This window comes from Streptomyces sp. NPDC033221, from assembly GCF_055577005.1.
In genome coordinates this window covers 69,086-90,032 of record NZ_JBVIQN010000034.1, presented here as the reverse complement: position 1 = coordinate 90,032, position 20,947 = coordinate 69,086, and the positions used below count along the sequence as shown (strand labels likewise).

Genomic DNA, 20,947 nt, shown 5'->3' with positions numbered 1-20,947 from the left:
ATCCGGTGCGGTGGCGGAACCACGCTCCTCCGGCATCGAGTCCACACGCCATCCGCCGTGGCCAGCCGCACGGGCTGTGCCCCGGCGCCATGCCTCCGAGACAGCACACTCGTCCGCAGCGGACCGCGGGAGACAGGATCGTGGGCCGAAATGGGCTGGCCTCACCATGCAGAGGGACATTCGATATCCGGGCAATTCCGCAAGCCCGAATAGCCGCAGTTGCCAGTATCGGGGATGGTCGTATCGAGCGGCTGCATGGGGCCCAGGTGCGTGCGCTTCGTGGTGCAGTTCGCAACAGGAGGTCCGCGAGCTGCCGGACGTCGAGGGTGTCGGCGCTCAGCTCGTCCTCGACCTGCTGCAGCGCGAGGGCGGCGATGCCGGAGGAGGCGCGGACACGGTCGAGGGCGGTGCGGGTCACCGGCTGGTGGCCTGGGCGGTGGCGATGAGCGCGGCGATGGTCTCCCAGCCGTGATGCTAGGAACTGTCGGCAGGTTCGGATATTCCTCTGTGCGGAATAGCGGCTCAAGCGGTGTCAGTGGGCAAGGGCAGACTGATCACATGACCGCATCTCGCAACGTCTCTCGCCACGTCCATGACGAACTCGCTTGGGTGCAGTCGATGGGTGGCCCATTGATCGTCATCCCGGTCTCTGCGCTGAACCAGTGGGGCGGGTGCACGGAAGACGGGATCATCGTCGGCGGGACCGACGTTCCCGACGACTACGACCGCGCATGCGATGTAGAGAACTGGGCTGGGATTATCGACGTTGGCACCGAAGCCTCGGGGTTGGTGCTGGCCGACGAGCCGGCCACGACTTGCTACCTCTCCGAGCAGAATGTCTTCGTGCGGTGGCTCGCCGCTGATTCAGAAGCCGAGCTCCTTGAGGCCGCGAGGGCCGTCTTGGACGACCCCGCCACCGGCTGGGAGGACTGCGGAGTGTGGGAGACCGATGGGTCGGCGGTTCTCCTGGACTCCGCCGTAGCTGGAGCGGATCTCACCATGGAGTACCCGGATCAGGGAGGTCTGCCAGAGCAGGCCCAAATTTCTGTCCCCGCAGGACGCTGGAGTGTTCGCGCGACTCACAAGACAGGCGACTTCCCGTGGGTGGGGGTCATCCAACTCCTCCCTGTATGACTGTCATGACTCTGAACGGCGGGCCACCTCGGCGGCGTTGCGGTACGCGTGCGGCATACGGGACGGGGCTCCTTGTCCGGCGGATGGTGCGGGCCCGGGCTGTCCGGTTCTCCGCACCGCCCCGGCCTCGGAAACCAGGGAGCTGGGGCGGCACAGGGGGCCGTCAGCCGCGCACCCGCGGCTCGTTGGCACCGCGGGTCGCGCCGGCGAGCGTGTGACGGTGATGCCGCCGGTGTGCTCGGCGTAGAAGGCGTCGTGCCAGTCGTGCAGAACCAGATCAAGGCCCGCTGTCTCGGCGGCGCCGACCAGGCGCTGGATGACGGCCGGGTCCGTGGCGAATCCTTGCACGGCCGTCTTCCGCCATAGCCGGGCACTGTCGAGTCCGGCTTGCGCGGCCGCCGCGAGGAACCCGGTGCGGTTGGCGGCGGCGAGCACCGGCACGTGCATGGCGAGGGCGGGGTGGGGGCGGGGTGGGGGCGGTGGCCCGCGCGGTGGCCGGGGAGGCTGCGTACGGAGTCCTCCCACCAGTCGGCGGTGAGGCAGCCGAGGTCGGCCAGCGTGCGGGCGGTACGCCAGCGGATGCGGTCGGTGCGGCTCATCCACGGCAGTCGGATCTGCATCGGATCACTCCCAGGTCGATGGAGGCGGTGCACGAGCGGGCTGGCCGGCACTTGCGGGGCCGGGCAGCCGGGCGGGTATGGCGACGCCCTGCCCGGACGGACAGTCCGGGCAGGGCGGCAGACGGTGCAGGGTCAGTGGGTTGCGGGCGGTGCCGGTCGCCCGAGGTGGCGGTGGATCACCTGCACCTGGACTCCGGAAGCGCGCAGTCGGTCGGCGATCTCCTCCGCGACGGCCGGCGCCCGGTAGTGCCCGAGCGGACTGCGCACGTGCACGGCGACCTGCCCGCCGGGGCCGAGGCGCTGGCGGATCCGCTCCAGCGCCTGGCCGACGACGAGGCGGCCTGCGGGGCTGCGGGTGACGTAGGCGCGGGCGGCCGGGCTGCGGCCGCCGAGCTGCTGCCCGGCCCGGGACACGGCGTCCGGCGAAGGCAGCAGCGAGGCGTCGACCGTCACCGGCCGGATTGCCTGCGGGACATCGTGGTGCGCGGCACCGTACGACGTGATCACCACGGTGCTGAGCGGATGCAGCATCCCGGCTGCTCTCCTGACCTCGATGGGGCGGGAGGCTGCAGCCTCCCCGGACACGGCAGCCGGTACGCAACGACCGGTCTTGACGTTCATCGAACGCCGGGGTGGCCAGGGCCGGTGATCGTGCGTGTCACGACGATGCGATCGCAGTCTCAGGGCGTCGAAGCAAGCGGCTTTCGGCGTCCACGGGGTGCGCGTGCCGGGTACCGGAGTACGGGCAGGAGATCTCCGCGTCGTCCGCGCAGTTCTCGACGGCCCTGGCGGCCTGCAGGGTGACGACAGCCCCTCGCTCGCTGAACTCCTTGGCGACCCACAGGCCGTCGAAGGCGGTGCCAGTGCGCAGCTCGACAGCGTCACCGACGCTGAGGTCGCGCAGGTTCTCACCGTTGTCGAGCTCGATGGCCCAGGTGTCGATGGTGATTTCGCGGGCCTCGCGATCCGTCATGTGGTGGGTCCCTTCAGAAGATGGGCGGCAGGCATGTGGTGATCGCCATCGCTCGGAACGGCGGTTCGTCCGGCCAGGCTGGCCGGTCCGCCACCGGCGGTCCCGGCGCGCAGCAGGCGCGCCGGGAGCGGGCGAAGCGGACGGGTCAGCTGCGGCGGCGTCGGGGGCCACCGGTGTGGCGCTGACGGCGGTGGGGGATGCGCACGTCACCGGACATGCTGTGGGCGCGCACGTCCAGGTCGCCGTCGACGGCGCTGTCGGTCGCGGTGACGGTGACGTCCCCGGACATCGTCTTGGCGGTGAGGTCGCCGCCGGCAGTCGCGTGGACGCGGATGTCACCGGACATGCTGCTGAGCTGGGCGGTACCGCCGAAATCGCGGACGTGGAGGTCGCCGGACATGGTGCTGGCCTCCACCACATCGGTGCGGCCGAGCCGGATGCCGCCGGACTGCGTTGTGGCGATGATGTGCGGCGCGTTGTGCACGTCGACATCGCCGGACTGCGTGTTCGCGGTGACCCGCTCGCTCTGGCCGGGGATACGGACGTCGCCGGACTGAGTACTGGCGGAGACGGCCGCGAAGGTGCCGTCGGTGATGACGTCGGCGGACTGCGTGCGTGCGGTGACCGAGCATCCCTCGGGCACCACAGCGGTGATCTCGACGGGGGAAGCCTCCTGGATCACGTGAACGGTGCCGGTGCCATGGAACTGGTAGCGGCCGCCGCCGACGTTCAGGTCGCCGCCGGACACCATGACCACCGATCCGACGTTGTTCTGCACGTGCTGGACGACGCCGAAGTTGGATCCCGCGATGAAGGTGCCGCCGCGGCTGTTGCCGACCGTGGTGCCGCCGCTGGCACCGCCCGTGCCCTGGACATGGGCGACCAGCGCGCCGCGGGCATCCCAGCGCAGCTCGGCGTCACGGACCGCATCGGCCGAAGAGCCGGACTCGTCGGCTGTGCGGATAGTGATCTCGGCTTCAGGGCGGCTGGCGTCGGTGCGGACGGTGACGGTGCCGCCGACGCCCAGGAGCTGGGCGTCGATCAGGACGGGGCCGGACTGCTGGGCGGCCAGGGTGCGAACGGGCATGGGAGAGCTCCTCTGTGAGACAAGACGGTGCGAGGGGTGGGGAAAGGACTTGGGAGGCGGCCGCCCGGGCGGCCTGGTGGTCAGGGAGTCAGGCGTGCGGTGCTGGCGGCGAGGAGTGCGTTGTCGGCGTCGATCGCCCGCTGCCGTCGTGCGGCCAGCTCCGGCTCGGTGACGGTCGCCAGGTCCTCGCCCTTGGCCTTGACCGCGTACGTCACGGCGACCGCGGCGTCGGCGGCGGCCAGCAGCGCGCGGTCCTGGGTAAGCGCATACAGCCCGTAGAGCGCGAGGGTGATCTCGCCGCGCGAGGCGTGACTGGTCTCCCGGGCCTGAGCCGTCTGGGCCGGGGTGGCGGTGGTGCTGTGGGCGAGGTCCCAGCGGGTGTAGAGGTGGCCGCGGTACACGCTGAGCGCGTACGCGAGGCGGACGATCGTGTCCCGGACGGTCTGCCGGTGGGCGGTAAGGTCGGCGTCCCGCGCGCTGCGGACCACAGCGCGCTGCTGGAGCACGCTGCCGATCACGACACCGGCCAGACCGATCAGGGCCGGTAAGACCATCTCCATCAGAACGGCTCCTTCCGAGACGGAACAGGCGGCCAGTCGGTGCGCGACCGAGGTCCGCGGCGGGAAGCAACAGCTGTTCGAGCCGGCCGAGGTGCCGTCGTGGCACTCCAAACGGGGCCGGAGATACTTCAGCGGCACTGGCGCAGAGCACTCGTTCCGTGGCTGTCGCATTCCTGGGCAAAAAGGTCCGTCAGGCCCCTCGCACGGAGCTCTGGGCCGTGCGAATTCGCTGGTCGGCAGAGGGACCCGTACGGGATGCTGCACCCGTGATCGAGCGAGAAGCCGCAGTTCAGGCCGTCGAAGAAGAACTGGAGCGCGAATACCAGAAGTGGCGGGCTCTAGGGGTGGAGCCGCTGCGCATGGTGGTAACGGACGTCAAAGAGCACGAGTTGGTGTGGATCGTCCGCTGGACGTCCGAGGAGTTCGCGCGCACCCGGAACCCGGAGTTGATGCTGGCGGGCAACGGGCCGTACCTGGTCGACCGGATCGACGGAGGACTGCACCGGATCGGCGTCCCCTCCGCGGGCTCCGGAGCGTGGGAGGACGACTACCGAGCCCGGATACGCGGGCTGCCGGTACGCACCGCCGTGGACGACCTGCACGACGCGCTGCGCGAAGCCGCCGCCACGCACGGGCGCATGCCCGCGGTGCGGGCCCTGCGCCAAAGACTGCCCGTACTGTCGCCCGCGGAGGCCATCGAATACGTGCACGCTCTGCTGGAAGGTGACGCTCCAGCGCACCTGGTGGCCCTGGCCACCGCACAGTTGGTGGAGCCTCTCAACCCGGTGCTCGCTGTGGAGACCATTATCAGCGGGGAAGCAAGCCGAGCCGGTCAGCAACTGTGACTTTCCGAGACGGATGGCGCTTGATCGAGCTGCGTGACACTGACTGCATCCCAACCGTCATTCGGGACGTTGACCTGGGACAATGGGCGTATGGCCCACCTGCCCGTCGAACCTCGTCCGTTGAGCGTCTCCGAGCGAGCCGTGCTGGAGCACATCCTTTCGGCCGACTTCGTTGGTGCTTCCGATCTGCGTAGCCAGCTTGACCAGACGGAGGTTGTCGCCCTTTGGGCGCCCGAGGCTGTGAGCGTCGACCTGCGGGTCCGGGAACCGGTGCAGCGTTCGGCCATGCCCTCCGAACTGGTGCCTGTCGAGGCGCACGTCCAAGACCGGTCCGGCGAGTACATCGGTGAACTGCTCGTGTGGACCGACAAGGGTGCCACCCTGGCGGCCCTGGAATTCGCCTGGATCACCGATACGATGCCGAATTCCCTGCCGCCCGCTGACCAAGTGCTGCTCACCGTGCGCTGACCGCCTGCGCCCGGGAGGTGACAACGAGAACCACCCGGCGGTGGCAAGTAGAGCGATCCGACCGACCAGGCACTCCCAGGTCAGCCCTGCACCGTGAGTGTCAGTCGATCGGCAGCTCGTCGAGGCGCTGGACGGACCTCGGGTGTTCATCCCGTCTGCCGCTGCCTCCGACCGAGCGTGATACTGCCGGGTGATGCGCCGGTCGGCCTCCGGCAGCAGCGCCTCCCTACGCGCACCCGCGTCACCGCACGGCGGCGCCACTTGCGGACGGGGCATCGCCGGATCCAGGCGCCGGGCAGCCGACGAGGACGGTGGCGGGGGATGAGCACGAGTGGTCTCCCCAGCAGGTAGATGGGCGGCACCGCGCCCCGCCGACGTCGTACGTACGCGTCGGCGGGCGCAGGAGACGGCGCGGCGGGGGCCGGGCGGCTTGTCCGGTCCTCGCCCGCCGCTACTCCAGCATGCGTTCCGCGTCACCCGGAACCCAGGGAAAGGGGACGTCGGGCCACCGTGTAGCGGCCCATGCGTCGAGGTCGATAGCGAGAACAGCATCCATGAAGGCCTGAGGCGGCCGGTAGCCGTGGACGGTGACATAGTGCGTGATCAGAAACGGAGCGGCATATGCGATGCCGGGCCCGCCCGGAATCCGCACCTCCCCGTTCCCTTCCGGAGCCTCGTCCTCAGGACACAGGTCGCACTCGTGGACGCCGAGACAGACGTTCATCCACTGGACCTCCTGAACAGCCTTCAGCTTCTCCGCGAATGCTGTGGCAACGGTCCCTGTCGAGTACGGCTTGCCGGCTTCCAGCCAACCGATGTTCAGGCGGGTGTACGCCGGGCGGTACCAGAGAGCGTAGAAGCCCGACGCCCTGTCCGGGAACACGTCCTCGTCCTGGTAGTCGTACTCGCTGAGATCTTCGTAGAACACCCGCACATCATCGCCGCGGCGAGACTTTCGTCAGGCAGAGGCGCTGGCTGCCGGTGGTCTGGTCGTCGGTCTGCAGGGCGGGCGGCTTTCTCACTCGGTATCGAGGCGGTGGTAGGTGGTGGGTGGTGCGCAGGCCGGACGGCCTGGCCCGCGCCCGGCTGTGTGCGTTCGGGGGCGAGGCAGGTGGCCCGGGCGGGTTACAGGCCGCGGGCGTCGGCGAGGATCGCGGCCTGGCCGAGCAGGCGCAGCGGGACGCGGGGGCTGCCGAAGGCGTCGTTGAACGCGGGCACGGACTCCACGTCGCCGAACCGCCTGCGGATGGCGTCCAGGAGGACGTCCAGGCCGTCGGTGAGCAGGCGCTGGTTGCCACCGGCTTCGGCGTGGAGGGCGCCGTACAGGCAGCGGGCGCCGTCGGTGTCGACGAGGGTGCCGGTGCACCAGCCGTCGGTGAGCAGGCGGTGGTGGGCGCGCTGGAGCAGGGCGGCGACCGGTGTCGGATACAGCTCGGGCAGCGGCCGGGCCGCGGTCCCGGCCGGGCCGGCGGGGCCAGTGGGGCCGGTGACGACGTCGGCCAGGTCGACGGGTTCGGTGGCGAGGTGGGTGGTGTTGACCTCGTAGGCGACGGCGGCCTCGTCCAGTTTCACGGTCATCGCGGCGTCGATGAGGGTGAGGCGGTCCTCCAGGGACAGGTTCGCCGTCCGCTCGGATGCCCTGGCGCTTTGGGGGGCCGGGGCGGGCTGGTGGGTGGTGGGGCTGGTCGGGGTGCGGTGCATCGGCGCTCCTGCGGCGTCGAACGTGCGGGGGAGGGTCTTTGACGCCGATGGCGGGGCGGTGTCAGATGCTGGCGATCCAGCCGGCGACGGCGACGCTCGCGTTCCGGATGACGGGGGCGATACCGGTGGAGGCGAGGTAGAAGCCGAACCCGGCGCAGGCCAGGGCGGGCCACAGGCGGACCCAGCCGCTGCGGATCATGACGAAGACGATGATGCCGAGCAGGACGACGACGGAGAGCGATACGGCCACGGGCGGTGTGTCCTTTCCAGGTAGGAGCGGGGCCCGGCCGGTGGCCGGGCCCTGCGGGGCGGGTGGGGTTGCGGCGTGGGTCAGGCGTCGGTGAGGTGCTTGATGGCTTCCAGTGCCTGGCGGGTTGAGGTGATCTCCTCGGTATGGCGGCTGGGTGCGGTTCCGCGCCTGCCACCGCCGCCCTTGGCACCGCCGCCGCGGCGGCGTGATGAGCCGTCGTCGTCCTTGGGGGCGGGCCAGAACTCGCCGGGCTCGGGTTCGCGGTTCCAGTCGCCCCACAGGCCGCGCTTTTCCAGCTCGCGGATCTCGTAGTCGGTGAGCCGGTTGGCCTCGTCGGGGAACAGGTGCGCGAGGTCGGTGTCGAAGTCCGCGTAGAGGCTGCGCATCAGGACGGCGCGGCCGTTGTCGAGGACGATGACGGCGACGCCGCCGGTGGAGACGCCGTTTTCGGGGTCGGCCTCCCCGCGCATGGCCCGCTCGATGGCGGAGCCTTCCTGGCGGGAGTAGCGGGCGGGGATGGTCGGCACGTCGTAGGGGTTTTCCATGGTGCCTTCGGCGGCCTTGCGGGTGGCGCCGGGGCTGCCCATGTTGAAAATGACCGGGCGGCTGTTCTGGCGCAGGTTGTCCTTCATCTCAGTGGAGAACCCGTTGTGCGCAAACGGCGACTGGCCGGCGGGGTTGAAGCCGATGCCGTACTTCAGGCCGGTGACGGTGAGGTCGTCGCCGTTGGTCTGGATGTCCTCACCGAAGTCCGTGTCCTGGGCGGCGGTCATGAACTCGTCCGCGTACACGTTCAGCTGCCGGTACGGGCAGCGCGGGTCGCCGGGCTTGTAGTCGTGCGGCTTGCCGTCGTGCGGCCAGGGCATCTCCGCGCGGATCTCACACAACGCCTTCGCCGCCCGCAGCTGCCGGGCCATCCACAGCGCGGTCGAGCCCTGCCGGTCGATGTGCTGCCCGAGTGTGGTGGTCTTCTCGTCCTTGCGGACGGTCGACAGCCACACCACTTGGCCCGCCAGGGACTGGGCGGCCATGTTGATCGCGAAGTACTGCGTCTTGCCGGAGCGGGAAACGCCGAGGATCAGGCCGTGTGCGGCGGCGTTCTTGTCGTGCTGGAAGACCATGTTCTTCACCGGCTGGCCGGTGATGGTGAACCCGCACACGAACATGCCCTTGGCATCGGGGGTGAGCAGGTCCCGGGTGGCGGAGAAGATCTGCGACAGCGGCGGTTCGTCGAACGCGCTGATCAGGAACTCGGCGCCGTCGATGAGGACGAAGACACAGGAGTCGTCGTCCTTGAGCTGCAGACCGCGGCAGACCTTGGCCAGGTCGATGCGCGGGGTCTCGGTGGCGTCGGCCATCCTCGCCCGGTAGAACGTCACCCCGCGTTCGCCGTCGCGGGTGGTGTGCACCAGGACGGAGCCGGGCGCGCCGCCCCGGGGCCCGGCGACGCGGTCGATCCAGCGTTCCTGGTCGGTGGGGGCCTTGCGGCGGCGGGTGTTCGCCTCGGGGGTGAGGCGGGCCTCCAGCCAGCCGGGGCCGCCCTGGCGGCCGGGCTGGATCGCGACGTCGGCGAACTCCACGTCCTTGGCGTGGATGTCGAACGCGGCGGCGACGTCGGCTTCCGACAGGCCGGTGATGGGGCGTCCGGTCTCCGAGGCGCGCAGCAGGATGGTGAGGTCGTGCTGCATGCCGGGGTGGCGGGTGGCCTTGACGATGTGGGTGCGGGCGGGCGTTCCGGCGCGCTCCCACAGCGTCCGCGCGTCGCGGGTGAGCGGGTCGGCGCCGTCGTCCGGCTGCGCCGGGGACGACTCCGGTTCGGGGGGCCGGAGCTGCGGGGCGGGGGTGGCGAGGGCGGGGCGGTGGCGGCGGCGGGCGTGCCGGGCAAAGGGCATCACCAGGCAGCCGGCGGCCGCCCACCCGCCGGCGAGCAGGGCGTCCAGCCCGTACGGGCCCCAGCCGGCCGTGTGCTTGGCGGCGATGTCGACGGCGGCGGCCCCCACCAGCGGGGACCAGCGCAGAATCTTGCGTCCGGCGCCGGTCTCCTCGCCCTTGGCGGCCAGGACGAAGCCGCCGATTCCGGCGGCGCCGGCCAGCTGCACGACCATGTTGACGGGGCTGTCGGGAAAAAGATTGGGGGCCACGGCCAGCGCAGGCGCGGCGAGGGTGTAGGCGAGGCGTTCGAGCACGACGCTGCGCGGCGTGGTCACCGGTTGCTCCTTCGCGGAAACGGGCACGGGCGGCCCCGCGCTGTATGCGGGGCCGCCTATTGGCGGGGCGATAGGGGAGGTCAGCGGATGAAGAACCCGGGCTTGGGCGTGCGGTCCCTGCGCCCGGAGCGGATGGTGTCCAGGCCCTCGTAGAGCTGGGCGTGGTTGTGCCGGGTGTCGTAGGCCAGCGCGGAGACCTCTTCGGCCGTCTGGTGCAGCCTGCGGGCCTGGACGGCCGCGCCGCCCAGGGCCGTCGACACCTCCGAGGTCATGTCCACGTACTTCGGGTCGAGGTCGGCGTCGTCGATCAGGCCGGCGAGGTCCTGGGCCCGCTGCGCGGTGGTGCGCATGTCGCTGCGCAAGATGCCCAGTTCGACGGTGGCGTCGTCCATGGCCCGTGCCAGACGGCCCAGCTTGGCCTGGAGGGACTTGTAGCGGTTGTCGCCGTCCGCGGCCGCCGCCGGGGCATCGGCTTTGCGGGGTTCCAGTTCACTGCTCATCGAGCTGCTCCTTGTCTCAGTCGTGGTGGACGGCGGCGGAGGCGTACTGCAGGCCCCTGTCCTCGACCTCCTGCATGTCCTCGCCGTAGACCCGGGCGACGCGGGCGGCCACCAGGCGGGCGGCCTCGGCGGCGGTGCCGCACTCCACGGCACACCGCTCGGCCTGCACCTTCATGCGGCCCGCGGCGTCGGCGAGGTCCAGGACCAGCTGCGTGACCTGGGTGGAGATGTTGTGGTCGTTGATCAGGTCGGCGGCCATCTCCCGCAGCGCGTCGGCGACCAGCTTCAGCGCGTGGGCCAGTTCCACGGCCCGGTCGCGGTTGGCGGCCGCCCGCACCGCGATGTTGGCCATCTCCATCAGGTACTCATCGAAAGTGATGTCGGTACGGTGCTGCGCGGCCAGGCCGCCCTGGCCCGACGCGGTGCTGACGTCCGCGGGCACGGTGCTCTCCTTGGGGGTGGGTCGGGTGGTGCCGGGCCGCTCGAAGTGCGGCTCCGGGGCAGGGGCCAGGGCCCGGGGCGGCACGATGTCCGCATCCGGAATGTCCTCCTCGGCCGGGCCCCGGAACGGCGAGGACCGCGGAGGCTGGCCCGGCCGGTCGGGTCGGTCCATGGGAACCCACAGCGGCCCGGTCCGCGGCGGGCCCGGTGTCCCGGGAGGCTCGGCGTCGTTCTCTGGCTTCGGCCCGTGCTCCTGCTTGCGGAACCGGATCCTGTGGAGGGCCTCCCGCCACCACAGGTCCTCCCGGGCTTCGTCATCTGCGACGCCGTCAGGGTTGTCGTACGGGCCCTCCCCGGGCCCGGCGCCGTCCGCGCCCGGTGCGGCGTCCTTGGGATCCGCCGCGCCGGTTCCGGACGGCTCCGTGCCGGCCTTCTTGCCCCTGCGCCGCTTGCGTTTGCGGGACTTGCGGGCCTTGGAGCTGTCTTTCGGGGCGTTGGCCTGCGGTTCAGCGCCGCCGTCCTTGGGCGCGTCATCGTCCTTGGCGCCGGTGTCCTTGCCGGCGTCGCCGTCGTCAGGCGCCTTCTTGTCGTCGTCCTTGTCCTGGGGCCGGTCCTTGTCCTTGTTCTTGGGCTCGTCCTTCGGTGTTTTTCCGGGCCCCTTGTCATCTTCGCCCTGATCTTTCGGGTCCTTGGGCAGGTCGACTTTCGGGGTGTCGGAATCGCCCTTCTTGCTGGTCTTGTCCTCATCGGCCGCATCAGCCGCCTTGCCGCCCCCGGGCTTGTTCTCCGGCGTGTCGCCCCGGTCCTTCTTGTCCTTGGTCAGGTCGACCTTCCGGTCACCGGGCACGTCCTTCGTCTTGCCGCCGTCCTTACCGGGCTTGTCCTGGTCGGCGGCGCGGCGCTGGTCCCAGCGCCGCTGGGCTTCCTCCGCCAGGGCCGCGCCCAGCGTGGTACGGCCGGCGCCCGCGGCCTGCTGCTTCTTCGCCTTCCGCGCGGCGTCACGCTCGGCCTTCTTCGCCCGGCGTTCTTCCCATGCGGTCTGCTTGCGGGCGCGGGCCTGGTCGCGGTCCTTGGAGCGGCCGTCCAGCTTGGCGGCCTGGTCGGCGGCGCGCCGCTGCTCCTTGGCGGCCTGCCGGTCCGCGGCCCGCTCCTGTCGGCCCCGGCGGCGTTCCGCGGCCGCGCTGGAGCCGGAGGCGTCCGGCGCCTTGCCGGAGCCGTCGTTCCTGCCGCCCTTGCTGCCGTCCGCCTTGCCTCCGCCCCTGCCGCCCCCGTTGTTCTTCGAACCGCCTCTGCCGCCCCCGCTCGAACCGCCCTTGCCTGAACTGCCGGAGCCGCCAGAGCCGTTGTGGCGACCTTTGGAGGCGCCGGATGACTCCTTGCCCCCGCCGGGGCGGTTACGGCCGCCGGGGGAGCGATCAGAGCCCTTTCCGGCGCCGCCGGACGCGCCGCCCGCCCCCAAGCCGCGGCCGGGGGAGTCCTTGCCCTTGCCGCGCTGGTCGCGGCCGCCGGCCGAGCGGTCGGAGCCCTTCCCGCCCCCGGTACCGCTGCTGTTGCCGTTGCCGTTGGAGCGGCCAGGCCCCTTACCGCCGGAACCGGAGCCGGAGTTGTTGGTCGCCGGGCCGCGGCCGCCGGCTCCCCGGCCGGAGCCGTTGGTGCCGCCGCCGGATCCGGACGACGTCTTGCCCCGGCCTCCCTTGTCGGTTCCCATCCCGGCAGCGGACCGGCCCGACTTCGCGGCGGCCGCGTCAGACTTGCCCTGGGCGCCCGCCCGGTCGGCCTGCGCCTTGAAATGGGCCTGGCGCAGTTTGTTCTGCGCGTCCAACAGCCCGTTTTCCCTGGCGGTTCTCGCTTCGAGCAGGGCGACTTTCCGCGCTATTTCCGCCTCGCGGTACGGGGCCTCTTCGTCCAGACGAGCCCGGCCTACGGCGATCCGGTACTCGAGCCAGTCACCGAGACGGTCGGCGAGAGAACGAGGCTGAACATACTCACCCTCCTCGTATTCACCGTCCTCTTCATCGGTTTCCGCTGCCGCAAATCCATCCGTGCGCAGTGAGTTCACCGGGTCCGGTGCAGATGGAATCGGCGGCAGTTCCCTTGGCGTTTCTCCCGCCAGCTGCGGTGACTCCGCAGGGATCTCGTCCGGCGACAGAATGGTGTCGGCGAAATCAGGGATCGGCGGCGGTGCGTATGAGGAATCACCGCTCCAGGGGCCGCGGACCAGGCGTCCCCCGCCGTTTTCATCGGACTCGTCGGACACAGTGCACCTCCCTCCAGGGGCTTGACAGAGCGTGGGGTCTCGTGTGCACGCGCGTGCACGTGCACGGGTGCACGCTTTACGCGCGCGAGGCCCCGCCGGCGTCCGGCGGGGCCTTCGGTGGTGACGTTCAGTGACGCGGGCCGTGCTGCTCCAGCACCTGTGCCGTGTACTGCATGAGGTGGTTCCACAGCCGCGCGTCGCCCTCAGCCCGCCTGTCCATCGCGAGCTTGAACAGGCGGCACACGCTGGTGAATCCGGCGATGACATCGCCGCGACCGGCTTTGATGTCTTTGGAGATACGCGAGCGGGTGACGCGGAGCCAGAACTCCATCCGGCCCCTCTCGCCACGCGATTCGATCGCCTTGCGCTCTTCCTCCTGCAGCCAGCCATTCCGCCCGCGAATCGAGCGCTCGACGCTGGTAAGGGGGCGCGTCACGCCGACTCCCGGATACCCATGTCGTAAATCGACGTGGGACCATCGCATCCAAGGTTGCCGCTTTGCGCTTCCTTCTGTGGCGGGTTGGGGGCGGCCTGGAGTTGCGGGTTTTGCTTCCGCTGCTTGAGCTGGATCTTTTCTTTCCGCTGCTTCTTGACCTCCTTCACCTTCTCGTCGTGGGCGTAACGCCGGTGGGCGCTCTTTTCCAGCCCGGCAACGGCCTTCTTGAGGTTCCTGATGACGTCGTGCAGGGACTTTTCCACCGGAAAGGACCGCAGGAAGGCCTGGCTCCTCTTGTCGCCCTCCACCCGGGTTCCGCGGCAGTGCACGCGGGTCTCGTGCTGAAGGGCCTCCAACTGGGCCTGCATGTCCAGCACGACCCGGTTGAAGTCCGCGAGGTAGCGCGCGTAAGCGGCGGGATTTTCTGCGATCCCGCGCAGCGCCGCGTTCGGATCGTCGAAGAACGGCTTCCCGTTCTCGTCGGTGAGGGGCTTTCCGGGTTTCTCGGTGCTCACGGGGGTCCTCCGCAGGGGTCGGATCTGCTGTACTCGGGGGGCTGTGGACTGCTTCCGGCAGTCGCAGCGAAGGCCAGCCCAATTGCCCTGGGCTGGCCTTCACTGGTGGTGCCGGCAGGCGCGGGTCAGCGCCGCTTGCGCGGCAGCAGGCGCGGGTGGCACCACCAGCAGCCGGGGCCGTGGTCGTCCAGCGTGCGGTGGTGGGCCATGAACAGCGGCGTGACCAGCAACATGGCCAGCAGCCACAAGACCAGCAGCCAGCCGATCACGTACTCCAAGATGCTCATGACGAACTCCTCTCCTCGGTGGTTCGCAGGTCAGCTCACGGGCGGTAGCCCTGGCGGAGCAGCTCGGCTGCCTCCTGGCGGTACTCGGAAGCGGTGCCGGGGGAGACCGCCGTCTCGCTCTGGATGTCGGTGAGCGTCACCCCCGACGGGGCCGACCCGGCGGCGAGGATCATCCGGGCGACCTTGCGGATCGCACGCTCGCGCGGGGTGAGCTTCGCTGCGTCCTCGAGTTCGACCGCGCGCCGCTCGACTTCGGCAGCGGCGAGCCGGACTTCGGCAGCGGCCTGCTCGGTGTCGGCCTCACGCTTGCGGGCCGCCTGGATGTTGGCGTCGGCGACCGCCTTCCGCTCGGCTTCCTCCGCCGCGGCCCGGTCGGCTTCGGCAGCACGACGGCGGGTTTCGGCAGCGGCCTTCTCCGTTTCGGCAGCGGCCCGGTCGGCTTCGGCAGCACGCCGCCGGGCCTCCGCGATCTCCGCCGTCTCGATCGCCTGCGCCTCGGCCGCGGCGACCCGGTCGGCCTCCGCCGCCTCCTTCCGCTTCTGTGCCGCCTGGCGCTCCAGCTCCGCCGCACGGACATCAGCGGCGGCCTTGGCCTTGCGCTCCTCGGCTTCCTTGCGCTGCGCCTCGGCCTCGCGGGCGCGGGCCTCGGCGGTGACAGCCGTCTCCAGCGCCGCCTCCTCCAGCTCAGCTGCCCGCTCTGCAGCGCTGACCTGAGCCCGGGCCTGTGCACGGGCCTGCCCGGTCTGACCCTCGATGCGGGCCCGGACGGTTTCCAACTTGCCCTCCGCCTCCAGGCGGTCGGCCTCGGCCTGCCTCCGGGCGAGCTCCTGGCGCGTCTCAGCCTCCAAGCGCCGGCGCTCGGCCTCCTCCTGACGCTGCTGCGCCTGGCGTTCTTGCTGCTCAGGCAGTGCGAGAGCCTGCGAGACGGTGTAACCGTAGGCCGCCATCTTCATCGGCAGCTTCTCGTCGTCGCTCGCCTTGCCCAGGTCCCCGTCGTACTTGCGCTTGAGCCACTGCTCGTAGGCGATGAGGTCCTGCTGACGCCGGATCATCTCCGGGTAGGAGGTGACCCCGTACAGCCGCATCCGGCGGTAGAACCGCGGCGTCGCCAGCGGGGACAGCACCCAGCGCAGCAGCGGGATCCGGTCAGCATGCGTACCCGCTTCGAGCTGGGCTTTCTTGATGACCAGGCGGCGGGCAGCCTCCACCCCGATCACGAACAGGACCGGCATGACACCGTGGCTGGCGGCCTTGACCGGGTTGGCCGCGATCACGCCCTGCGAAGAGGCGTTGAACCAGATCGTGGCGGCAGTCATCCCGTGCGCGGCCAGGCGCAGCACCGGCCACGGAATGCCCTTGCGGATCAGGAACAGGTCCAGTGCCAGGAACGCAAGGATGGATGCATCCACTCCGACCGGGAACCACGGGGCCAGTTCCACGCTGAAGCCCCAGGCCAGGGCGACCTTGGCGAGGGTGCTGTAGGACATGGCGAAGCCGATGACGCCAACCACCGTCCCGCCGATCGCAGCGGCGAGCGACAGTGCCGTCATCAGCCGGTCACGACCAGGCTTGATCGTCTTCCGCTTCTGCGGGCGCGAACCGGTTCCGGCTGCTGCCGAAGTCGCCTCCGGCGCGCCCGAAACGGCGGTCGGCGGGCGCGAAGCGGAGATGTCGGGAGCCGCGGTCTGCGGCAGTTCGGTGATCGTCACGAGGGCCTCCGAGAAGGGGTGGTTCAGGTGGGGGCGAAACAGCGGCCGGTGCTCCCGAAACGCGGCGGTGCGTTCCCGAAACGGCGCTCGGTACAGACGGCTGCCGGCGAACCAGGCAGTGGCTCTACCCGCTGCGGGCGCACGAAGAGACCGGCCGCCCGGGAAGCGGACGACCGGTCCAAGGCGCGCCGCGGGGCGGGCTCGAAACTGCCTGCCGCTCCCGCCGGGCGGGCACGAAGTCAGGCGGGAGACGCCGACTGCGTGAGCGCCCTCAGCGCTGCGGTGCCCTGCCCGGCGCAAGCGCGGCGCGCCACCTCCCGCTGGATGCGGTCGGCGGCCGCCAGGGATCCGGCGTCACGGGCCGCCTGGTGGGCGTGGACCAGTACCAGGTTGTCCACCTCGCCGAGCCCGTCCACGCAGTCCGGGCAGCCGGTGGCGAGATGGGAGGCCAGGACATCCGGGTCGTAGCTGCCGTGCTCATCCGCCCGCCCCGGTGGCAGCACAGCGGGCTTGCGGGCCTCCAGGGCCCGGTAATACTCCTCGATGGCCGCGGCCTGCGGCGGGTCCGGCACCGGCGGCAGAGCGCCTGTCGCGTGCCACCAGCCGACGGCCGGGTCGGCTCCCTCCCGCGGCCTCCACGCCGACAGGTCCTCCACCATGGGATCGGCCTGGCGTACAGCCTGCCCGGCGTCCGCCTCCGAGCGGTGAACACTGTGCAGGCGCCCGTCGCGCACCAGCACATGCACCGACCCGCCATCAGCCTCGAGGTAGTAGCCGAGCGCATCTTCCAGCAGGGTCCGGATGCGCCGCAGCTCGCGGACCTCAACCGCGGCCCGGTCCAGATCGGTGTCGGCGCGGTCCAAAGCCTCGCCGTACCGCCGAGCACGGGCCCTTTCCGTGGCCAGGTCACGCTCCAGCCGGCCGACGCGGTCAGCCAGCGAGCCGGCGACGATGACAGCGGCGCTGGCGGCAGCGGTCGCACCATCTCGGTCGCTCTTGACGCGGGCCAGCCGACCCTGCACCGCCTGGACACGAGCGGCGTACTGGGCACGTTCGGCGTGCCGGCGCTTGCTGATGAACCAGGTCATGAAAACCCCCTGTTGCGATCGGTCCGGACTGTCCGGCTCCCGTCACCCCCCGCACCGGCCACCAGGAGATGGGTGGTCGGTGCGGGCGGATCAGGCAGCCGTCAGGCCGCGGCCCCGAGGCACCGGTGCGGAGCGATGACCTGCCCGTCGGGCAGCAGCTCGCCGGTGTCCTCGAACAGCAGGACGGCGTTGCACAACAGGCTCCAGCCCTGCTCCGGGTGGCGGGCCACAACGCGGGCGGCCTCACGGTCCGGACTGTCGGCGGTCGGGCACGGCGGCATGTGCCGACACAGCGACTCCGGGAGCCGCGGAGCCGTGCCGGGGGTGGTCGTCGCGGAGTCGGGTCGGGTGGTCGTCATTGAGACTCCTGGCGGGGGAGGAAGACCCCGGTGCTGTACCGGGCCGGAGACGTGCAAAGAGCTGGCCGGCCGCCCGTCGTGCGGACGGCCGGCCCCCATGGGCAACGGATGGCTGGTCAGTGCTGAATCGGACAGCGCGTGAGGTAGTCGTCCACGTGCACACCGCAGATCCAGCACGTCCAGCGCAGCGCGGCCAGACCCCGGACGATCCGGGCGGCCTGGCAGGCCCCGGTCACCGTTTGCCGTCCTGGTCACGACGGTCGGCGAGCCGGGCATCGGCCTCACGGGCCAGACGCAGGAAGAGGTCGGCCTGCTCCGTCTGCAGCTGCTCCGCAGTCCGTACGGGTGCCTTGGAGGCGGGCTGGTGGTTCATGCCGCACGCCCCCAACCGTTACTGGCGCGCCGTGCCGCGACCGCGGCGGCCAACTCCGTGCGGGCCGCCTGCACCGGGCCAGTGGGCTTGAGAGCGTGCATGACGCGCACCGCCGCCTGGTTGACCGCCCGGCGCTGCTCGGCGGCCAGCCGGTCCGCGGCCGCGGCCTCCACCAGCCGGATCTCCTGCTCCCGGGCCAGGTGCCCCAGCTCCTGCGTGGTCAGCCCGGCGCGCACCATGTCGTCGCCACGGTTGATGTCGCCGTCACCCTCGCGCAGCGCCAGCTCCCGGCACTGCTGAAGGACAGGGCAGCCGGTGCAGTACCGGCGCAGGTAGGCCGCACGAATGTGCCAGACGGCCAGCTTCTCGCCGTCACCGCGGAACCACAGGTGCTGGTTCGCTTCGTCCGTGGTGTTGTCGGGTTTCTCCGCGCAGCGCGCCTGGGCGTCGACGGCGGCCTGCAGGGCCGGCCGCCGCATCGCCTGGGCCTGAGCGGCACTCACTGCCATGATGGTCACGGGTCGCGTTCCTCTCGCTAAAGGGTGTCGACCTGCCGACGGCCCCGGAGCGCTATCTCCGGGGCCGTCTCTGTGCTGACCACTCGTCGCCGAGCAGCCACAGCCGTTCCCGTCCGTACGGTGCTGGACAGGAACGGCTGTGGTCGTTCGCCGCAGTACCGGCTACGCCGTCAGGCGACGCTCGGCCTCGGACAGCTCCCAGATCCGATCGGCGATCTCCCGTCGCTGCGAACGCGACAGGTGCGTGGCCACGAGCTTTCGGCGTGTCGCGGCCAGCTGCTCACGGATCTGCTGAAGCACGACAGCGACCGGGACAGCCGGGTTCTTACCGCTGCCCGTGGTCCTCGCCATGAACGGCCGAAGAGCCAGGTCTGCGACGACCGTGCTGCCCTCGGCGTGACGGCCGACGATGATGCGGTCGCTCGCGGCGGCCTCGGCGTAGACCGGGCTCGCGGCCTCCAGCATGTGCTCGTAGCCCTCGAAGTCGGCGGCGGACCAAGTGGTGATGTCGCCGTGCGCGGAACAGAAGGCGTCCGGGGTGGTCTGCATGGTGATCGTTCCTCTCGGTTCAGCGGCTGCTGTCACGCCGCGGTGCCCCAACTGCTGCGGGTGCGGTCCGGTGCTTCGCGCACCAGGTGGTCGGAGACGCTCCACACCGACCCGACGGCGAACGGCTCGCCGCCCGCGCGCAGTACGTCGCGGACGATGAGCGCCCACCGCGCGCTCTCCCGGCGCAGCAACACGCGGGCCTCGACGGGATCGGTGACCACCGACAGCACCTCGAACGCACCATCCGTGTTCTGGTAGATCGCGCCCCTGCGACGCGGACCGATCTGCGCCTCGACCTCCTGCCGCGAGGCCTCGCCCGTCACGGGGAGGAACTGCGCCGCGGCAGGGGCAAGCGGCCGTGCAATGCTGATGTCCATCTGGGCTTCCCAAGTGGTCCAGTGCGTGAGATCAGCCCCCGGGGAGTGCGATTCCCCGGGGGCTGTCGACTGCCGTACGGACAGCCACGGCGCGCCCCCGTCCAGAACTGCGGGCGGGGACGGCCGTGGTCGTTCGTCGCGGGGCAGATCAGATACCGAAGCGCTTGGCCTGCTCGGTGAGGTCGTGGATGCGGTCGGCCAGCCGGACCCGCTCCGAACGGGACAGGCTCGGCCCGGCCAGCGTGCGACGCGCCGCCGTCAGCTGGTCCTGAACGCGTTGCTGGGGAGTGCGGGGGTCGGTCGGAACAGGCATGGAGTGCTCCTCACGTCGTCAGGAACGGCCGCCGGGCGAGCAGCCACGGCCCGGGCGCTCCGCTCACGTGCGGGGCGCCCGGGCCGTGGTCGTTCGTTCAGAGCGGGTCAGCTCACGCGGCGCTCGGGGCGCAGCGTTTTAAGCGGTACCGGCGGCGCTCCCAGCGGCGCGTCACCGTCGGGCAGCTGCGTGCGGCGGGTGTCGGCGTCGCGGACCGCGGACTCGGTCGACGCCCACTTCATCTCGCGCAGTAGCCACAGGGGCCGGCCGTCGCCAGAGTCGCCGACCGTCGTCGCCGTCTGCTTCTGCACGGCGATCTGGCTGACGGCCGGGGCGGGCGCGACCTTCGGCTTGCGCCGCACGGTGGTCCGGCGGCGGTGCACGGTCTCCGAGGCGCCGCCGACCAGACGCTCCTGCCATTTCTTGACCGTCATGTCAACGGTGATCAGGCGGTTGCTGCCCAGGCGGCAGCGGACGGCCGCGTCCGTGCCCGCACGGCCAGTGTCGTGCGGCACGAGCTTGGGCTTCTTGGTCTGGAGGCCGGTGATCGGCACCCACGTCTCGCAGTCGGGGCAGACCAGCGACGCGCAGTCGGGGCGCAAGTCGTACTGGTGGGGCTTGAGGGTGGAGACGGCGAGTGCCGGGCGGGCGTTGACGGCACAGGAGCGGGTCCGGCTCCGGCGGGGACGAGCGGTGCGCTCAAGGGTCGAAGCAGACATCAGGCCTCCTCAGGGACGGAGCGGCGGGGACGCGGATCGCGATGCTCTCTCCGCCCTCCGGGCCGCACGGCACGAGGCCGGCGTCCCGCAGGACAGACAGCGCACAGCGCTGCGACGTGCACGCAGTCGTCGTGCCGTCAGGCTCCGGGGGAGTTCGATGGTGCTCTCACGCCCTCAGCAAGCTGGGGCTACCCCGGCCGCCCCGAGGGGCGGACGACTACTGCGGTGGTGCTCTTGCGAGGAACCGACGTTCCGGCTCCCTCATCCGGCGCCGCCCGCGGGGGCGGTTCCGGGTGGGGGAGCCGGGCCCGAAGACCCGGCGGGTTAGGCCGCGAGCAGCACCGGCGCTGTCGCGACCGACGGCTCGACGCGCAACTGCGTGGTGAGCTGCGGGAGGCGGATCGGCTCGGCGGCGCAGGCGATCATTAGACGGCCTCCGCAGACTCGGGCGGACGGTTCAGCTCGGACTCCGGGATGCGGATCGCGCCACCGGCACGCTGCTCATCGCTGGGCTCATAAGGCTTGCCGTGTCGCAAGGCCTTCATGTGTCCGACCTTGATCCACCTATAGACGGTCGCCGGATGCACGTTCAAGCGCGTTGCGACCTCCTTCACACTCAGCACCAAGTCCTCCGATCGCAAGCTTCGCATCTGGCAGCAAC

Annotated in this window: 27 protein-coding genes; 3 read left to right on the top strand and 24 right to left on the bottom strand. The window is 70.9% G+C overall.

What is annotated here, in order from left to right:
* Positions 1 to 558: 558 nt before the first annotated feature.
* On the top strand, positions 559 to 1,134 hold the full coding sequence (locus ACZ53K_RS33635) for an Imm21 family immunity protein (RefSeq protein WP_468844244.1): 576 nt from the start codon (positions 559 to 561) through the stop codon (positions 1,132 to 1,134).
* Between the two features lie 3 nt (positions 1,135 to 1,137).
* On the opposite strand, the gene ACZ53K_RS33630 is transcribed toward ACZ53K_RS33635, so the two are convergent.
* The 5 genes from ACZ53K_RS33630 to ACZ53K_RS33610 form a co-directional block, all read right to left on the bottom strand.
* The gene (locus ACZ53K_RS33630; protein ID WP_468844242.1) at positions 1,138 to 1,581 is read right to left on the bottom strand and encodes a hypothetical protein; all 444 of its coding nucleotides are present in this window, start codon (positions 1,579 to 1,581) and stop codon (positions 1,138 to 1,140) included.
* Positions 1,582 to 1,886: 305 nt separating this feature from the next.
* Positions 1,887 to 2,285 carry a RapZ C-terminal domain-containing protein gene (locus tag ACZ53K_RS33625; RefSeq protein WP_468844240.1) on the bottom strand — a complete coding sequence of 133 codons (399 nt, stop codon included), beginning with the start codon at positions 2,283 to 2,285 and terminating at the stop codon, positions 1,887 to 1,889.
* Between the two features lie 127 nt (positions 2,286 to 2,412).
* Complete coding sequence (locus ACZ53K_RS33620) at positions 2,413 to 2,727, bottom strand: hypothetical protein (RefSeq protein WP_468844238.1); 315 nt, start codon at positions 2,725 to 2,727, stop codon at positions 2,413 to 2,415.
* A gap of 145 nt (positions 2,728 to 2,872) precedes the next feature.
* Positions 2,873 to 3,814, bottom strand: a complete 942-nt coding sequence (locus ACZ53K_RS33615; protein WP_468844236.1) for a DUF4097 family beta strand repeat-containing protein — start codon at positions 3,812 to 3,814, stop codon at positions 2,873 to 2,875.
* A gap of 80 nt (positions 3,815 to 3,894) precedes the next feature.
* Positions 3,895 to 4,374 carry a hypothetical protein gene (locus ACZ53K_RS33610; protein ID WP_468844233.1) on the bottom strand — a complete coding sequence of 160 codons (480 nt, stop codon included), beginning with the start codon at positions 4,372 to 4,374 and terminating at the stop codon, positions 3,895 to 3,897.
* Between the two features lie 266 nt (positions 4,375 to 4,640).
* Here ACZ53K_RS33610 and ACZ53K_RS33605 point away from each other — a divergent pair, with 266 nt between their 5' ends.
* Complete coding sequence (locus tag ACZ53K_RS33605; protein WP_468844230.1) at positions 4,641 to 5,219, top strand: YrhB domain-containing protein; 579 nt, start codon at positions 4,641 to 4,643, stop codon at positions 5,217 to 5,219.
* A 90-nt stretch (positions 5,220 to 5,309) separates the two neighbouring features.
* On the top strand, positions 5,310 to 5,687 hold the full coding sequence (locus ACZ53K_RS33600) for a hypothetical protein (protein ID WP_468844227.1): 378 nt from the start codon (positions 5,310 to 5,312) through the stop codon (positions 5,685 to 5,687).
* A gap of 451 nt (positions 5,688 to 6,138) precedes the next feature.
* Here the strand turns inward: ACZ53K_RS33600 and ACZ53K_RS33595 are convergent, their stop codons facing one another.
* The 19 genes from ACZ53K_RS33595 to ACZ53K_RS33505 form a co-directional block, all read right to left on the bottom strand.
* Positions 6,139 to 6,615, bottom strand: a complete 477-nt coding sequence (locus ACZ53K_RS33595) for a DUF7919 family protein (protein ID WP_468844224.1) — start codon at positions 6,613 to 6,615, stop codon at positions 6,139 to 6,141.
* Positions 6,616 to 6,812: 197 nt separating this feature from the next.
* On the bottom strand, positions 6,813 to 7,388 hold the full coding sequence (locus ACZ53K_RS33590; RefSeq protein WP_468844222.1) for a DUF6197 family protein: 576 nt from the start codon (positions 7,386 to 7,388) through the stop codon (positions 6,813 to 6,815).
* Positions 7,389 to 7,449: 61 nt separating this feature from the next.
* Positions 7,450 to 7,638 carry a hypothetical protein gene (locus ACZ53K_RS33585; RefSeq protein WP_468844219.1) on the bottom strand — a complete coding sequence of 63 codons (189 nt, stop codon included), beginning with the start codon at positions 7,636 to 7,638 and terminating at the stop codon, positions 7,450 to 7,452.
* 80 nt (positions 7,639 to 7,718) lie between these two features.
* Positions 7,719 to 9,845, bottom strand: coding sequence for a chromosome segregation protein ParM (locus ACZ53K_RS33580; RefSeq protein ID WP_468844217.1), 2,127 nt, complete (start codon positions 9,843 to 9,845; stop codon positions 7,719 to 7,721).
* Positions 9,846 to 9,925: 80 nt separating this feature from the next.
* Entirely contained in the window at positions 9,926 to 10,345 is a 420-nt protein-coding gene (locus ACZ53K_RS33575; protein ID WP_468844215.1) for a conjugal transfer protein TraB, read from the bottom strand.
* A gap of 16 nt (positions 10,346 to 10,361) precedes the next feature.
* The gene (locus ACZ53K_RS33570) at positions 10,362 to 12,608 is read right to left on the bottom strand and encodes an ATP/GTP-binding protein (RefSeq protein ID WP_468844212.1); all 2,247 of its coding nucleotides are present in this window, start codon (positions 12,606 to 12,608) and stop codon (positions 10,362 to 10,364) included.
* A gap of 562 nt (positions 12,609 to 13,170) precedes the next feature.
* Positions 13,171 to 13,479 (bottom strand): hypothetical protein, encoded by a 309-nt coding sequence (locus ACZ53K_RS33565; RefSeq protein ID WP_468844210.1) that lies wholly within the window; start codon positions 13,477 to 13,479, stop codon positions 13,171 to 13,173.
* A complete protein-coding gene (locus ACZ53K_RS33560) occupies positions 13,476 to 13,994 on the bottom strand; it encodes a hypothetical protein (RefSeq protein WP_468844208.1) in 519 nt (172 codons plus the stop codon). The genes ACZ53K_RS33565 and ACZ53K_RS33560 overlap by 4 nt, the downstream gene beginning before the upstream one ends.
* Positions 13,995 to 14,119: 125 nt before the next feature.
* A complete protein-coding gene (locus ACZ53K_RS33555; protein ID WP_468844205.1) occupies positions 14,120 to 14,281 on the bottom strand; it encodes a hypothetical protein in 162 nt (53 codons plus the stop codon).
* 35 nt (positions 14,282 to 14,316) lie between these two features.
* Positions 14,317 to 15,990 (bottom strand): DUF2637 domain-containing protein, encoded by a 1,674-nt coding sequence (locus tag ACZ53K_RS33550; RefSeq protein ID WP_468844203.1) that lies wholly within the window; start codon positions 15,988 to 15,990, stop codon positions 14,317 to 14,319.
* Positions 15,991 to 16,229: 239 nt separating this feature from the next.
* Complete coding sequence (locus tag ACZ53K_RS33545; RefSeq protein WP_468844200.1) at positions 16,230 to 17,078, bottom strand: hypothetical protein; 849 nt, start codon at positions 17,076 to 17,078, stop codon at positions 16,230 to 16,232.
* A gap of 101 nt (positions 17,079 to 17,179) precedes the next feature.
* Entirely contained in the window at positions 17,180 to 17,371 is a 192-nt protein-coding gene (locus tag ACZ53K_RS33540) for a DUF5999 family protein (RefSeq protein ID WP_468844279.1), read from the bottom strand.
* 298 nt (positions 17,372 to 17,669) lie between these two features.
* Entirely contained in the window at positions 17,670 to 17,810 is a 141-nt protein-coding gene (locus tag ACZ53K_RS33535) for a hypothetical protein (protein ID WP_468844197.1), read from the bottom strand.
* Entirely contained in the window at positions 17,807 to 18,328 is a 522-nt protein-coding gene (locus tag ACZ53K_RS33530) for a WhiB family transcriptional regulator (RefSeq protein WP_468844195.1), read from the bottom strand. The genes ACZ53K_RS33535 and ACZ53K_RS33530 overlap by 4 nt, the downstream gene beginning before the upstream one ends.
* Positions 18,329 to 18,490: 162 nt before the next feature.
* Positions 18,491 to 18,877 carry a hypothetical protein gene (locus tag ACZ53K_RS33525; protein WP_468844192.1) on the bottom strand — a complete coding sequence of 129 codons (387 nt, stop codon included), beginning with the start codon at positions 18,875 to 18,877 and terminating at the stop codon, positions 18,491 to 18,493.
* Between the two features lie 32 nt (positions 18,878 to 18,909).
* The gene (locus ACZ53K_RS33520) at positions 18,910 to 19,254 is read right to left on the bottom strand and encodes a hypothetical protein (protein ID WP_468844189.1); all 345 of its coding nucleotides are present in this window, start codon (positions 19,252 to 19,254) and stop codon (positions 18,910 to 18,912) included.
* Positions 19,255 to 19,402: 148 nt separating this feature from the next.
* A complete protein-coding gene (locus ACZ53K_RS33515) occupies positions 19,403 to 19,567 on the bottom strand; it encodes a hypothetical protein (RefSeq protein ID WP_468844186.1) in 165 nt (54 codons plus the stop codon).
* Between the two features lie 107 nt (positions 19,568 to 19,674).
* Positions 19,675 to 20,286, bottom strand: a complete 612-nt coding sequence (locus ACZ53K_RS33510; protein WP_468844184.1) for a hypothetical protein — start codon at positions 20,284 to 20,286, stop codon at positions 19,675 to 19,677.
* Positions 20,287 to 20,711: 425 nt separating this feature from the next.
* Positions 20,712 to 20,936, bottom strand: coding sequence for a helix-turn-helix domain-containing protein (locus ACZ53K_RS33505; protein WP_468844182.1), 225 nt, complete (start codon positions 20,934 to 20,936; stop codon positions 20,712 to 20,714).
* Positions 20,937 to 20,947: the final 11 nt, after the last annotated feature.